The 14111-nt window shown below is 58.6% G+C and carries 11 protein-coding genes; all 11 read right to left on the bottom strand.

Translation table 11 applies throughout. From position 1 onward, the window contains the following. Window positions 1-7 precede the first annotated feature (7 nt). Window positions 8-1231, bottom strand: a complete 1224-nt coding sequence (locus tag ACOI8A_RS14950) for a multifunctional CCA addition/repair protein (RefSeq protein WP_420647212.1) — start codon at window positions 1229-1231, stop codon at window positions 8-10. Between the two features lie 63 nt (window positions 1232-1294). After that, entirely contained in the window at window positions 1295-2866 is a 1572-nt protein-coding gene (locus ACOI8A_RS14955; protein WP_420647211.1) for a SpoVR family protein, read from the bottom strand. Then, the gene (locus tag ACOI8A_RS14960) at window positions 2863-4134 is read right to left on the bottom strand and encodes a YeaH/YhbH family protein (protein ID WP_420647210.1); all 1272 of its coding nucleotides are present in this window, start codon (window positions 4132-4134) and stop codon (window positions 2863-2865) included. The genes ACOI8A_RS14955 and ACOI8A_RS14960 overlap by 4 nt, the downstream gene beginning before the upstream one ends. 120 nt (window positions 4135-4254) lie before the next feature. Then, window positions 4255-6177 (bottom strand): PrkA family serine protein kinase, encoded by a 1923-nt coding sequence (locus ACOI8A_RS14965; protein WP_420647209.1) that lies wholly within the window; start codon window positions 6175-6177, stop codon window positions 4255-4257. A 296-nt stretch (window positions 6178-6473) separates the two neighbouring features. Next, window positions 6474-6803 (bottom strand): thiosulfate sulfurtransferase GlpE, encoded by a 330-nt coding sequence (gene glpE, locus ACOI8A_RS14970; protein WP_420647208.1) that lies wholly within the window; start codon window positions 6801-6803, stop codon window positions 6474-6476. Between the two features lie 33 nt (window positions 6804-6836). Further along, window positions 6837-7718 (bottom strand): symmetrical bis(5'-nucleosyl)-tetraphosphatase, encoded by an 882-nt coding sequence (locus tag ACOI8A_RS14975; protein WP_420647207.1) that lies wholly within the window; start codon window positions 7716-7718, stop codon window positions 6837-6839. Next, window positions 7718-8098, bottom strand: a complete 381-nt coding sequence (gene apaG / locus ACOI8A_RS14980; protein WP_420647206.1) for a Co2+/Mg2+ efflux protein ApaG — start codon at window positions 8096-8098, stop codon at window positions 7718-7720. The genes ACOI8A_RS14975 and apaG overlap by 1 nt, the downstream gene beginning before the upstream one ends. A 112-nt stretch (window positions 8099-8210) precedes the next feature. Continuing rightward, window positions 8211-9029, bottom strand: a complete 819-nt coding sequence (gene rsmA, locus ACOI8A_RS14985; protein WP_420647205.1) for a 16S rRNA (adenine(1518)-N(6)/adenine(1519)-N(6))-dimethyltransferase RsmA — start codon at window positions 9027-9029, stop codon at window positions 8211-8213. After that, window positions 9026-10015 carry a 4-hydroxythreonine-4-phosphate dehydrogenase PdxA gene (gene pdxA, locus ACOI8A_RS14990; RefSeq protein ID WP_420647204.1) on the bottom strand — a complete coding sequence of 330 codons (990 nt, stop codon included), beginning with the start codon at window positions 10013-10015 and terminating at the stop codon, window positions 9026-9028. The genes rsmA and pdxA overlap by 4 nt, the downstream gene beginning before the upstream one ends. Continuing rightward, window positions 10012-11328: a peptidylprolyl isomerase SurA gene (gene surA / locus ACOI8A_RS14995; RefSeq protein ID WP_420647203.1), complete on the bottom strand. Its 1317-nt coding sequence runs from the start codon at window positions 11326-11328 to the stop codon at window positions 10012-10014. Before surA ends, pdxA begins: the two co-directional genes overlap by 4 nt. After that, window positions 11309-14107, bottom strand: coding sequence for an LPS-assembly protein LptD (locus ACOI8A_RS15000; RefSeq protein ID WP_420647202.1), 2799 nt, complete (start codon window positions 14105-14107; stop codon window positions 11309-11311). The genes surA and ACOI8A_RS15000 overlap by 20 nt, the downstream gene beginning before the upstream one ends. Window positions 14108-14111 lie beyond the last annotated feature (4 nt).

Raw genomic sequence — 14111 nt, forward strand, 5'->3', positions numbered from 1 at the left:
TCTTGCCTCATGCGCGCTCTTTGTAAGCCTTCAAAGCCTTGAGCCGTTCACGCTTGAGCGCTTCGCCCAACTCCGGGCCTTTAAAACCCTTCTCCAGCAACGGCTGCACCGCCACGCCACGTGCAGCATTCGCCGCGCCACGCAGATAATCCGCCTGTGGATAACTGCGCTGCTCCAGCCCTTTACGCCCCCGAGCATCCATCTCGCAAGCAACGATAAACTCCTCGAAGCGCTGCGGTCGGCGATAAACGTCAAAACTCTGCAATAACTCCAGCAAAGTCGAAGCTTTCAGCTCCAGGGCGCGATGGCCATGGGTGTGATACTGACCGACCAGTAGTGCCAATTCCTGACAGTCTTTCGGCGCCTTGAAGCGCTCATTGACTGCTTTGATCAGCTTCAGGCCTGTGTGCTCATGCGCGATATGCCGTGGCCAGTGTTCTTCCGGCGTCAGACCTTTACCGAGGTCGTGCAGTAAGCAGGCCCAGCGCACTGTCAGCGGTTGTTTATGCAGCGCCGATTGCTCGAGCACGCTCAACGTGTGAATCCCGCTATCGATTTCCGGATGATGGAGTTCCGGTTGCGGTACGCCGAACAACGCGTCGACCTCTGGCATCAGCACTTTCAGCGCGCCGCAGTCGCGCAACACCTGAATGAATACCTGCGGCTGATCTTCCATCAATGCTCGGGAAATTTCCTTCCAGCTACGCTCAGCGGTCAGCGCCTCAAGCTCACCGGATTCGCTCAGCTCGCGCATCAGCTCAAGCGTCTCGGGCGCGACGGTAAATCCCAGTCCTGCATAACGAGCGGCGAAGCGCGCAACACGCAACACTCGCAGGGGATCTTCGGCGAACGCCGGAGAAACGTGACGCAATACCCGATCATCCAGATCGCGTCGGCCATGATAGGGGTCGGTCAGATTCTGCTGATCATCCTCGGCCATGGCGTTGATGGTCAGGTCGCGGCGGATCAGGTCTTCTTCGAGGGTGACTTCGGGGCTGGCGTGAAAAGTGAACCCGCCATAACCGCGACCGCTTTTGCGCTCGGTGCGGGCGAGGGCATATTCCTCGCCGGTTTTCGGATGAAGGAACACCGGAAAATCCGCTCCCACCGGACGAAAGCCTTTAGCGAGCATCTCGTCCGCCGTGGCGCCGACCACAACCCAGTCGATATCGGTGACCGGTTTGCCCAGCAGGCGATCGCGGACCGCGCCGCCGACTTTATAAATCTGCATGAAAAACCTCCGTAAGCCCGACAGGATAACCCTTGCATCGGATTTGCGGAGGCCGGAACCGGATCAAAGATGAATCACGGCCAGGTCGAGTCGACCGTAATCGCCTTCGCCGTGTTCACTGCGCGGTGGAACGTGGTGGGTTTTCATGATCTGGTCGCCTTGCAGGGTTTCCAGATGAATATCGAAGCCCCACAACCGGTGCAGGTGTTTGAGTACTTCCTCGGTGGATTCGCCCAGCGGCTTGCGGTCATGTTGCTGGTGGCGCAGGGTCAGCGAACGATCACCGCGGCGGTCGATGCTGTAGATCTGCACGTTGGGTTCGCGATTGCCGAGGTTGTATTGCGCTGCCAGGGTTTCACGAATGATCCGGTAACCGGGCTCGTCATGAATCGCTGGGACCAACAGGTCATCCTTCTGGTCGTCATCGAGAATGCTGAACAGCTTCAGGTCACGGATCACCTTGGGTGACAGGTACTGCAGGATGAAACTCTCATCCTTGAAGCTGCTCATGGCGAACTTGATGCTCGACAACCAGTCGGAACCGGCCAGATCCGGGAACCAGTGGCGATCCTCATCGGTAGGTTCTTCGCACATGCGCCGAATGTCGCGGTACATGGCAAAACCCAGTGCGTACGGGTTGATGCCGTTGTAGTACGGGCTGTCGAAGCCAGGCTGAAACACCACGCTGGTGTGCGAGGTGAGGAACTCCATCATGAAGCCGTCGGTGACCAGGCCTTCGTCGTACAGGTCGTTCATCAACGTGTAATGCCAGAACGTTGCCCAGCCTTCGTTCATCACCTGAGTCTGGCGTTGCGGGTAGAAATACTGAGCGATCTTGCGCACGATGCGCACGATCTCGCGCTGCCACGGCTCAAGTAGCGGCGCATGCTTCTCGATGAAATACAGGATGTTTTCCTGTGGCTCGGCCGGGAAGCGGGCGTTGTCCTTGTCGCTGTATTTGTCCGCGCCTTTGGGGATCGTGCGCCACAGGTCGTTGATCTGTTTCTGCAGGTGTTCTTCGCGATCTTTTTGCCGGCGCCGTTCTTCTTCGGCGGAAATCGGATACGGACGTTTGTAGCGGTCGACCCCGTAGTTCATCAAGGCATGGCAGGAGTCGAGCAAGTCCTCCACCGCATCGATGCCGTGGCGTTCCTCGCACTGCATGATGTACTGCTTGGCGAACACCAGGTAATCGATGATCGAACTGGCGTCAGTCCAAGTGCGAAACAGGTAGTTGCCCTTGAAGAAGCTGTTATGGCCATAGCACGCGTGAGCCACCACCAGTGCCTGCATGCAAATGGTGTTCTCTTCCATCAGATAGGCGATGCACGGGTCCGAGTTGATCACAATCTCGTAGGCCAGCCCCATCTGTCCGCGACTGTAGGATTTTTCGGTGCTGAGGAAGTGCTTGCCGTAGGACCAATGGTGATAGCCGAGCGGCATGCCGACTGACGCGTAGGCGTCCATCATCTGTTCGGCGGTAATCACTTCAATCTGGTTGGGATAAGTATCCAGCGCGTAGCCAGCCGCGATACGCGCGATTTCGCGGTCGTAGGCCTGGATCAGCTCGAACGTCCATTCAGAGCCGGTGGAAATCGGTTGGCGCTTCTGCTCTTTGGCGGTTTTGGCGGTCATGTCACTAACCTGCGCTGGAAGAGTTCACGGAAGACCGGATAGATATCCCCGGCCGAGACCAGTTGCTGCTGGGCAAAAGTGTCAGAAAAGGCTTCGGCTATGCGCTCGTATTCGTACCACAAGGCCTGATGTTCGCGCGGGGTGATCTCTACATAAGTGTAGTACTGCACAAACGGCATGATCTGGTTGATCAGGATGTCGCGGCAGATCGGCGAATCGTCATTCCAGTTGTCGCCATCGGAAGCCTGGGCGGCGTAGATGTTCCACTCGTTGCTCGAATAGCGTTCAGCCATGATCTCTTGCATCAGTTTCAGAGCGCTGGAAACAATGGTGCCGCCGGTTTCCCGCGAGTAGAAAAACTCCTCCTCGTCGACTTCCCGGGCGCTGGTGTGGTGGCGAATGAACACAACGTCGATCTTGTCGTAGTTCCGCTTGAGAAACAGGTAAAGCAGGATGAAGAAGCGCTTGGCGATGTCCTTGGTCGCCTGAGTCATCGAACCGGAAACGTCCATGAGGCAGAACATTACCGCTTTGGAGCTGGGGTTCGGCTGCTTGATCAGCAGGTTGTATTTCAGGTCGAACGTATCGAGGAACGGCACCCGATGGATGCGCGCGCTGAGCTTCTCGATTTCCGTTTCCAGCTCTTGAATGTCGCCGAAATTGTCCGGTTCTTCGCGTTTCAGCCGAGCCAGTTCTTCTTTCGCTTCACGCAATTTTTTGCGGCTGCTGCCGGACAATGCAATGCGTCGCGCATGCGCCGAGCGCAACGTGCGGATGATATTGATCCGGGATGGGTTGCCCTCGTTGCTGATGCCGGCGCGTACGGTCTTGAAGGTGTCTGTGCCGGTGAGATTGCGTTTCACCAGATTCGGTAGTTCGAGGTCTTCGAACATGAATTCGAGGAATTCTTCCTGGGTGATCTGGAAGACGAACTCGTCCATGCCTTCGCCGGAATTGCCGGCCTTGCCCGGACCGCGCCCACCACCGCCTCCCGGTGGACGGGCGATGTGTTCCCCGGCGGTAAATTCCTTGTTGCCCGGATGAACGACTGTCTGTTTGCCTCCGCGCCCGTGATGAAGCACCGGTTCGTCGATGTCGCGACCGGGAATGCTGATCTGTTCGCCGTGCTCCATGTCGGTAATGGAGCGGCGGCTGACCGCCTCTTCGACAGCCTTCTTGATGTGGTCACGATAGCGTCGCAAAAAGCGCTGACGGTTCACCGTGCTCTTGTTCTTGCCATTCAGACGTCGGTCGATCACATAGCTCATGGGTGGCCCTCCGGGCAGCTTCAAGTTGTGAGCCGCAAGCTGCAAGTAGAAGCCGTTACCCGTAAACCGGGGTTCGCGCGCGTTCTTCTTGCCGCTTGCAGCCGGTAGCTTGCTGCTGCCTCACTGCGACTTCCGGACCCGTAGGTACCACTCGGAAAGAAGCCGTACCTGTTTGTCGGTGTAGCCACGTTCGACCATTCGTGTGACGAAGTCGTTGTGCTTTTGCTGATCCTCTTTGCTGGCCTTGGCATTGAAGCTGATGACCGGCAGCAGATCCTCGGTGTTCGAGAACATTTTCTTCTCGATGACCACTCGCAGTTTTTCGTAGCTGAGCCAGGTCGGGTTTTTGCCGTTGTTGTTGGCCCGGGCGCGCAACACGAAGTTGACGATCTCGTTGCGGAAATCCTTCGGATTGCTAATGCCGGCCGGTTTTTCGATCTTCTCCAGTTCCTCGTTGAGCGCGACGCGGTTGAGAATCTCGCCGGTTTCCGGATCGCGGTATTCCTGATCCTGAATCCAGAAGTCTGCGTACAGCACGTAGCGGTCGAAGATGTTCTGGCCGTATTCGCTGTAGGACTCGAGGTAAGCGGTCTGGATCTCCTTGCCGATGAATTCGATATAGCGCGGAGCCAGGTATTCCTTGAGGAATCGCAGATAGCGCTCGCGAGTCTCAGCCTGGAACTGCTCTTGCTCGATTTGCTGCTCCAGCACATACAGCAGGTGCACCGGGTTGGCGGCGATTTCATGCGGATCGAAGTTGAACACCTTGGACAGAATCTTGAAGGCGAAGCGCGTTGACAGGCCATTCATGCCTTCGTCAACACCCGCTGAGTCGCGGTATTCCTGAATCGACTTGGCCTTCGGATCGGTGTCTTTGAGGTTTTCGCCGTCGTACACGCGCATCTTCGAGTAGATGTTGGAGTTTTCCGGCTCTTTCAGGCGCGAAAGCACGGTGAACTGCGCGAGCATTTTCAGGGTGTCAGGCGCGCAATGCGCTTTGGCCAGCGAGCTGTTGAACAGCAACTTGTCGTAGATTTTTACCTCGTCGCTTACACGCAGGCAGTACGGCACTTTGACGATGTAAATCCGGTCGATGAACGCTTCGTTGTTCTTGTTGTTGCGGAAGGTGTGCCACTCCGATTCGTTGGAGTGGGCCAGCAGGATCCCGGTGAACGGAATCGCGCCCAGACCTTCTGTACTGTTGTAGTTGCCTTCCTGAGTCGCAGTCAGCAGTGGGTGCAGCACCTTGATCGGTGCCTTGAACATTTCGACGAATTCCATCAGGCCCTGGTTGGCCCGGCACAGCGCGCCCGAATAGCTGTAAGCGTCGGCGTCGTTCTGTGGATATTCTTCGAGTTTGCGGATATCGACCTTGCCCACCAGCGCCGAGATGTCCTGGTTGTTTTCGTCACCCGGTTCGGTCTTGGCGACGGCGATCTGATTGAGGATCGACGGGTACAGCTTGACCACGCGGAACTGGCTGATGTCGCCGCCGAATTCGGCCAGGCGTTTGGTCGCCCATGGCGACATGATGGTGTTCAGGTAGCGTTTCGGAATGCCGAAGTCTTCCTCGAGGATCGCGCCATCTTCAGTGGCGTTGAACAGACCCAGAGGCGATTCGAAGACCGGCGAACCCTTGATCGCGTAGAACGGCACTTTCTCGATCAGCTGTTTGAGCTTCTCGGCCAGCGACGACTTACCGCCACCGACGGGACCGAGCAGATAGAGGATCTGTTTCTTTTCTTCCAGGCCCTGAGCAGCATGGCGGAAATACGACACGATCTGGTCGATGCATTCTTCCATCCCGTGGAAGTCTTCAAAGGCCGGATAGCGACGGATCACTTTGTTGGAAAAGATTCGCGACAGCCTCGAGTTGGTCGAGGTGTCGAGGAGCTCCGGTTCACCGATGGCCAGCAACAGACGCTCGGCGGCAGAAACGTAGGCGCTCCGGTCTTTTTTGCACAGCTCCAGGTACTCCTGCAGCGAGAGTTCTTCCTGGCGTGTGGACTCGAAGCGTTGTTGGAAGTGGCTAAAGATACTCATGACGTCACCTCGCTCGATACGTGGAGCCGACGCCGGATCACTCAGTCGATGCTGGCAACAGTCGTTTTTGACGACAGTTGTTTACCCCCCAGAACTCTTTCGAAGCAGACAACCCCGAAAGCTACTCCCGATGACCCGCGCGCCGGTGTACCGGCTCTCCCCTGATTTGGATGGCCTGGGCTTAAGGATAGTTGGGAATTCGGGAGGTAAAGGCGAGATACGTAATTAGTTGTGGCAGACCGTTCGTCTGCCACCGCCAAGCCCGCAGGAGCCGGGGCTTGGGCGTCACAAAAAAATTATTCTGGGGTGCCTTGCGCGGTTTCCGCAGGATAAGTCGTACGCCACAACTCGAAACCGCCATCCATGCTGTAGACGTCGGAGAAGCCTTGGCTGATCAGGTAAGCCGCGGCGCCCTGGCTGGAATTGCCGTGGTAGCAGACGACCACGGTCGGTGCGTCGAGGTCGGCAGCCTGGATGAAGGCGTGCAGGGAATGATTGTCCAGATGCTTCGAGCCGCTGATGTGCAGCGCAGCAAAAGTAGCGGGATCGCGGACGTCGACCACCACGGCGCCTTGCTCGCGCAGAGTCTGGGCCTGTTCCGGGGGGATACGTTTGAATTCGCTCATGGCGGGTTCCTGTGGCTCGGCTGAAAACGCAGTCTAGCGCGGGGCGCTGGCTGGCGAAGATTCGGTGATAAGTGGCGCGACTGCGGGCAGCAGGCCGCCGTGTTCGTCGCATTTGCACGACAGGCGTTCACCGCTGTCGACGTTCATCAGGGTCAGACTGCCGCCCCACACACATCCGGTGTCGAGGGCGCAGATGCCCGGCTCATGCACATTGCCTTCCAGCGCCGCCCAATGACCAAAGATAATCCGCAGGCCACGGGTCTTGCGTTCCTTGTGCTGGAACCACGGCTTGTAGCCGGGCGGGGCGCTGTCGAGGCCTTCCTTGCTTTTGAGGTCGAGCTTGCCCTCGGCGGTACAGAAGCGCATGCGCGTGAAATAGTTGGTGATCACCCGCAGGCGGGTCACACCTTTCAGATCGTTATCCCATTTCGCCGGTTCGTTGCCGTACATGCCATCGAGAAACGCCGGGAACAGGTTGTCGTCGCGCAATGCCGCTTCAACTTCGCCGGCGCACTTCAAGGCCCGGCGCAATGACCATTGCGGCGGAATGCCCGCATGCGTCATCGCCACTTCGCGGCGTTCGTCGTAGTGCATGAGCTTTTGCTGGCGCAGCCACTCCATCAATTCGGCGCAGTCAGGGGCTTCGACGATCTCGCGCAGGGTGTCGCTTTTTTTCATGCGCTCGATGTTCCTCGCGGCCGCGAGCAGGTGCAGATCATGGTTGCCCAGCACGCAGACCAGCGACTCGCGCATGCCATACAGAAAGCGCAGGGTCTCCAGCGATTGCGGGCCACGGTTGACCAGATCACCCACCAGCCACAGGCGATCGTGAGCCGGGTCGAAGGCGACTTGCTTGAGCAGGCACTTGAGTGGCTCAAGACAGCCTTGCAGGTCGCCGACGGCATAAGTCGTCATCAGTGCAGGGATCCGGGAACGGCGAGGCGGAAGGGTTTGATGACCGCGTCGAAGTGTTTGCCATCAGTCGCGACCATTTCGTAGGTGCCCTGCATGGTGCCGACCTTGGTGGTCATCACTGTGCCACTGCTGTAGGTGTGGCTCTGACCGGCGTCGATCAACGGCTGCTGACCGACGACGCCAGCACCACGAACCTCCTCGACATGCCCGTCGCCATCAGTGATCACCCAGTGCCGGGAAATCAGCCGGGCAGGCTGCTCGCCATTGTTGTGCACGGTGATGGTGTAGGCGAAGGCAAAGCGGTCTTGCTCGGGTTGTGATTGGTCTGCCAGATAGTGCGTAACGACACTGACGTCGACCTGATAACGAGGATCGGACATGCAAAAAGGCCTTAGAAGCGGAGCGCGGAGGCGTAGCTGATCGGGATTCAGTCTAGGCAAGTATCGGGCAGTAAACCAGACTGGCTGGCTGCCCGATAGCGATCATTGCCTGTCAGTCGGCTGCAGGCTGTGGCGCTGGCTGCTCGGCGAGCTTGTCGGCCAAGCGCACGAATGCGGCGAGATCGAGCTGCTCGGGACGCAGGCTGCCATCGACGCCGGCGGCTTCGATCTCGTCGTTGCTCATCAATTGCTTGAGCGTATTGCGCAGGGTTTTGCGGCGCTGGTTGAAGGCTTCGCGCACGACGCGCTCCAGCAGTTTGTGATCCTTGGCCGGGTGCGGCAGCACAGCGTGTGGCACCAGACGCACGATGGCCGAGTCGACCTTCGGCGGCGGATTGAACGCGCCCGGGCCGACGTTGAACAGATGCTCAACGCGGCAGTGGTACTGAACCATGATCGACAGGCGACCCCAGTCACCGCCACCTGGGCCGGCAGCCAGACGCTCAACCACTTCTTTTTGCAGCATGAAGTGCATGTCGCGGATGATCCCTGCGTTGTTCAGCAGGTGAAAGATCAGCGGCGTGGAGATGTTGTACGGCAGGTTGCCAACCACGCGCAGGCTGTTCGGCGCGGCGTTGAGGCTATTGAAGTCGAACTTCAGCGCATCACCCTGATGCAGATTGAAGTTGCTCATGCCGGCGAACTGCTGGTTGAGGATCGGGATCAGGTCCTTGTCCAGCTCCACCACATCAAGTTGCCCGCCACTCTTGAGCAGCCCTTGGGTCAGCGCGCCCTGGCCCGGACCGATTTCCAGCAGGCGATCTTCGGGTTTGGCGTGGATGGAGCGCAGGATGCGGTCGATAACGCCGGCATCGTGCAGGAAGTTCTGGCCAAAGCGTTTACGCGCCTTGTGTTGGTAATGCTCAGTCATACATGGGTCTCGGCCATCTGGTAGGCGGTTTCCAGGGCGACTTGCAGGCTGCCGGTGTCGATCTTGCCGCTGCCGGCCAGATCCAGGGCGGTGCCGTGGTCGACCGAGGTGCGGATGATCGGCAAGCCGAGGGTCACGTTGACCGCCGCGCCGAAGCCTTTGTACTTCAGCACGGGCAGGCCCTGGTCGTGGTACATCGCCAGCACCGCGTCGCAGTGCTCCAGATATTTTGGGGTAAACAGAGTGTCGGCAGGCAGCGGGCCACGAAGGTCCATGCCCTCGCCGCGCAGGCGCTCTAATGTAGGTTCGATGATGTCGATTTCTTCATGGCCCAGATGTCCGCCTTCACCGGCGTGCGGGTTGAGCCCGCAGACCAGGATGCGCGGTTGGGCGATGCCGAATTTTTGTTGCAGGTCGCTGTGAAGAATCCGCGTGACCCGCTCCAGCCGCTCAGACGTGATCGCATCGGCAATCTCGCGCAAGGGCAGGTGGGTGGTGACCAGTGCCACGCGCAAACCGCGGGTGGCGAGCATCATCACCACTTGTGCGGTGTGCGTCAGATCAGCCAGAAATTCCGTGTGCCCGGAAAATGCGATGCCCGATTCGTTGATCACGCCCTTGTGTACCGGAGCGGTGATCATCCCGGCGAAGTCGCCGTTCAGACAGCCATTGCCGGCGCGGGTCAGAGTTTCGAGCACGAATGCGGCGTTGGCTTTGTCCAGCTGCCCGGCAATCACCGGGGCACTGAGCGGAGTGTCCCAGACATACAGGCTGTTGGCCGGCGCCGGCGCGTCCGGCCAGTGACCGGGCGACACCGCTAGCAGATTGACAGTCAGCCCCAGCTGCGCGGCCCGCTCAAGGAGCAGGTCGCGGCTGGTGATGGCAATCAGGGGATGTGGCTGGGCTTGCGAGGCGAGCAGCAGGCACAGGTCTGGACCTATGCCGGCCGGTTCGCCGGGTGTCAGCGCGAAACGCTTGGGTTTCACTGCGCTGCCTGGTCTGCACCAGGGAGTTTGATCTCTACGTACGCTTCGTCACGGATCTGACGCAGCCAGGTTTGCAGCTCTTCGTCGTATTTGCGGTTACGCAGGACGGTCATTGCTTGCTGCTCACGGGCCTGTTCGGTGCCGTCAGTGGCGCGACGGCCAAGGACTTCCAGAACGTGCCAGCCATATTGAGTCTGGAACGGCCTGGACAACTGACCTTGTGGGGTCTTGGCCATCACTTCGCGGAATTCCGGTACCAGGGCATTCGGGTCGATCCAGTTCAGGTCGCCGCCGTTGAGGGCGGAACCCGGATCTTCCGAGTAGCTCTTGGCCAGGGTGGCGAAGTCTTCGCCTGCTTCGATACGTGAGTACAGCGACTCGACCAAAGCCTTGGTTTTCGCTTCATCGCGGATCGGGCTTGGTTTGACCAGGATGTGCCGTACATGCACTTCGTCACGTACCTGAGCCTCGCCACCACGTTTGCCCAGCAGCTTGAGGATGATGAAGCCGCCCGGAGTACGTGCCGGCTGCGTCACTTCGCCAACGGACATGGTGCTCAGTTCGCGATCAAACGGAGGTGGCAGTTGAGCAGCTTTACGCCAGCCCATGTCGCCGCCTTCCAGTGCGTTGTCGCTGGCGGAGTTGGCAACGGCCAGTTGGCTGAAGTCAGCGCCTTGCTTGAGTTTTTGGTAGACGTCCATGGCTTTGCGTGCAGCGCTCTGGATCGCATCAGAGTTGGCACTTTCCGGCGTCGGAATCAGGATGTTGGCCAGGTGCAGTTCTTCGGACAATTGCGCTTTGCCCAGATCGGAGGCGAGGAAGTTTTTCACTTCCTGCTCCGAGACCTGAATGCGTTCGGCAACACGGCGCTGACGCACACGGCTGATGACCATTTCGCGGCGGATCTGCTCACGGGCGTCGTCATAAGACAGACCGTCGCGAGCCAGAGCGGCGCGGAATTGATCCACGGACATATTGTTGCGCTGGGCAATGGTGCCGACAGCCTGGTTCAGTTCTTCATCAGTGATGCGAATGCCGGAACGTTCGCCGATCTGCAGTTGCAGGTTTTCGACGATCAGGCGCTCGAGCACCTGCTGATCCAGCACGCCCTGAGGCGGCGCGCCACCGCCACGCTTGGCGATGGTTTGCTGCACTTCGTGGACGCGTTGATCCAGCTGGCTCTGCATGACCACGTCGTTGTCGACGATGGCCACCACTTTATCGAGGGACTGTACCGCGGCGTTGGCCGCGGTACCCAGGAACAGCGCGCCCAGCATCAGCGGGCGCAGACAATCAGAAAGCTTGGTCTTCACGTTGACGATAACCTTGGATGCCTTTGTCGAGGAAGCTCTCTACCTTGGCGCCAGTGAGGCCGCCGAGTCCCTTCAGAACAATTTGGAGGAAGATGCCGTGGTCGCCTTTTTCGTTTTCCGGGGCGTTCTGACTGTTCTCGTCATAGCTGACCCAGTAACGGTTGATCAGGCGCAGTTTCCAGCAGCAGTTGTCGTATTCGAAACCACCGAAGGCTTCCAGCGTGCGGTTACGGTTGTAGTCATACTGCCAGCGGCTGATGGCGTTCCATTGCGGCACGATCGGCCAGATGACCGAGAAGTCGTGCTGCTGGATTTTGTAGTAATCCTTCACGTACCCCGGTTGACCCGGAGTGCCGTAGTCACCACCACCGACGGTCCATTTACCCGTGTTCTGGTCATAGCGGACCTGGTCGTTGCGATAGCGATAACCAACGTTGACCACCTTGTTCGGGTTGTCTTCCGGCTGGTAATGGAACATGGCGCTGCCGGAGCGTGGGCTGCGGCTGTCCGGATCCCAGTTGTAATCGGCAGTGGTGCGCCAATCGCGGTTCCAGCGGTATTCGTATTCCAGTGCGTACGGCGAGACGTTGGATTTGGCGTCATCGCGATCGCTGAACGCGATACCTGGCAACTGAACCTTGCGATCCTTGAAGTACAAGGCCTGACCGACGCTGATGCGTTGGCGTTCGAAACCATCGTCTTCGATCCAGCGATTGGTTACACCTAGCGACAGCTTGTTCTCGTCGCCGACACGGTCGGCACCGGAGAAGCGGTTGTCGCGGAACAGCGATGCATAGTTGAAAGTGTATTCGCTGGTATCGAACACCGGGATATCCGCCTGATCTTTCTCGGGTACATAGAGATAGAACAGACGCGGTTCCAGGGTTTGACGGTAGTCTTTGCCGAACCATTGGGTGTTGCGGTCGAAATACAGGCCGCTGTCGATACTGGCGATTGGTACGCCACGATTCTGGTTACTGTCGAATCGGCCGTTGAGATCTTGTTGCGCTGCGGTTTGTGCAGCGATCTGCGACTTGCCGGTGCCGTCCAGATCCAGCTGATACTGGGTGTACTGGTACTTGAGCGATGGTTTGATGAACCCGTAAGTCCAGTTCATCGGCAGGCTGACGCCTGGTTTCAAGTTCAGTCGATCACCGTTGGCACGGGCCAGGCCTTGAACGTTGTTATCCAGGCGGCTCTCGACAGTGCCATCTTCGTTGACGAAATTGCCGTCATTCAGATCGCGATCAAACCGCACCAGCTCGGTCTCGTAATCGAATTGCAGGCCTTCTGGATGGTACGGCAACCGACCATTGAAAGTGATCTGCGGCAGACGATCATACGGCGTGATGTTGGACACGGTAGCCAACTGGTACGCCTGGGCGTTCAGACGGGCGGTGTAGCTGTCGCCACGATAGGTCACCGAGCCCTGCTGATTCACGAAGTCGTCGCTTTTCACACCAATCTGATCAGTCTGCAGATCCTGGAAGTAATACGGATCACTGATCTTGGTGTAATCAACCTGCGTCAGGACGCGGGAGTCGAGACCACCCTTGTGCTGCCAGTTGTACATGTAGCGGGTTTTTTCGTAATCGGTCTGCTTGCTGCGATCGGTGTTGTCGTCGTTCAGATACGCGGCGCCAAACTGACCTTCGCTCGACTGGGTCAGATAACGGAACTCACCTTCCACCAGCATACCGCGCTTGCTCATGTAGCGCGGGTACAACGTGGCGTCATAGTTCGGCGCCAGGTTGAAGTAATACGGAGTAACCAGCGTGAAGCCGGTATCGCTGCCGGTGCCAATAGTCGGCGGCAGGAAGCCGGACTGGCGACGGTCATCGATCGGGAAATAGATGTACGGCGTGTACAGGATCGGAATGTCCTTGACCCGCAGCGTCACGTTGGTCGCGGTACCGAAACCGGTGGCCGGGTTCAAGGTGATGTTGTTGCCCTTGAGCTGCCAGGCGTTGCTGTTCGGTTCGCACGTGGTGTACGTGCCGTCCTTCAAGCGGATGATCGCGTTTTCGGCACGCTTGGCGTACAGCGCGTTACCGCGAATGCGCGATTTGTGCATCACGTATTCCGCGTTGTCGACCTTGGCTTCACCGGTATCGAGTTGCACCTGAGCGGCGTCGCCAACGATCAGCGCGCCGTTGTCGCGGATGCGCACGTTGCCGGCCAGTTCGCCACGGTTTTCGGCTTGATACAGGTTGGCCTCGTCGGCCTCGACCTGCATGCTGCCCTGACGCATGACCACGTCACCGGCAAGGCTGGCGACCTGGGAATCCTGCTGATAACGCGACGCCTTGGCACCGATGAAGGTCGGGGCGTCACTTTTATTCGTCTTGTCATTCATGCCAGGACGAATCGGTTCGATATAGGAACCAGAGCAGTAAGGACCGGTCTCGGCCAATTGGGCGGCGGTGAGCTTCTCGCGCGGAACCCAGTCGAGGTGACTGTAGTCTTCGCTACGGGACTTCAGGCCGCGGCCCTTGGACTCGGTAACCAGTGCGGTTTTCGGACCGCTGTCCTGGCTGGTGCCTTCCTCGGACTTGGCTTCGCCAGCGGCACTGACGGCGCTGCCGTCATGTACCGGACGCGGAGGCAAAGCAGCCGCCGGCGTCTTGGGCGCACAGTCCCAAGCACCCGTAGCCGAAACGGAACAGTCATACTGCTCGGCGGCGACAACGAAGGAACTGGCCAGAGGTTGCATAGCCAGCAGACTGCCGGTTACCAACAACGGAAATTTTTTACGAAACGCGGGGGATTTCAATGCCATCTTA

The sequence above is a fragment of the Pseudomonas sp. P4795 genome, assembly GCF_048822895.1.
In the GTDB taxonomy this organism is placed as follows: Bacteria; Pseudomonadota; Gammaproteobacteria; order Pseudomonadales; family Pseudomonadaceae; genus Aquipseudomonas.

Coding starts and splice junctions, on each gene's coding strand:
- rsmA (WP_420647205.1), bottom strand. CDS start 9,029: ATGACTGAGCATTACCAACACAAGGCGCGTAAACGCTTTGGCCAGAAC.
- ACOI8A_RS15000 (WP_420647202.1), bottom strand. CDS start 14,107: ATGGCATTGAAATCCCCCGCGTTTCGTAAAAAATTTCCGTTGTTGGTA.
- glpE (WP_420647208.1), bottom strand. CDS start 6,803: ATGAGCGAATTCAAACGTATCCCCCCGGAACAGGCCCAGACTCTGCGC.
- ACOI8A_RS14960 (WP_420647210.1), bottom strand. CDS start 4,134: ATGAGCTATGTGATCGACCGACGTCTGAATGGCAAGAACAAGAGCACG.
- apaG (WP_420647206.1), bottom strand. CDS start 8,098: ATGTCCGATCCTCGTTATCAGGTCGACGTCAGTGTCGTTACGCACTAT.
- ACOI8A_RS14950 (WP_420647212.1), bottom strand. CDS start 1,231: ATGCAGATTTATAAAGTCGGCGGCGCGGTCCGCGATCGCCTGCTGGGC.
- ACOI8A_RS14955 (WP_420647211.1), bottom strand. CDS start 2,866: ATGACCGCCAAAACCGCCAAAGAGCAGAAGCGCCAACCGATTTCCACC.
- ACOI8A_RS14965 (WP_420647209.1), bottom strand. CDS start 6,177: ATGAGTATCTTTAGCCACTTCCAACAACGCTTCGAGTCCACACGCCAG.
- ACOI8A_RS14975 (WP_420647207.1), bottom strand. CDS start 7,718: ATGACGACTTATGCCGTCGGCGACCTGCAAGGCTGTCTTGAGCCACTC.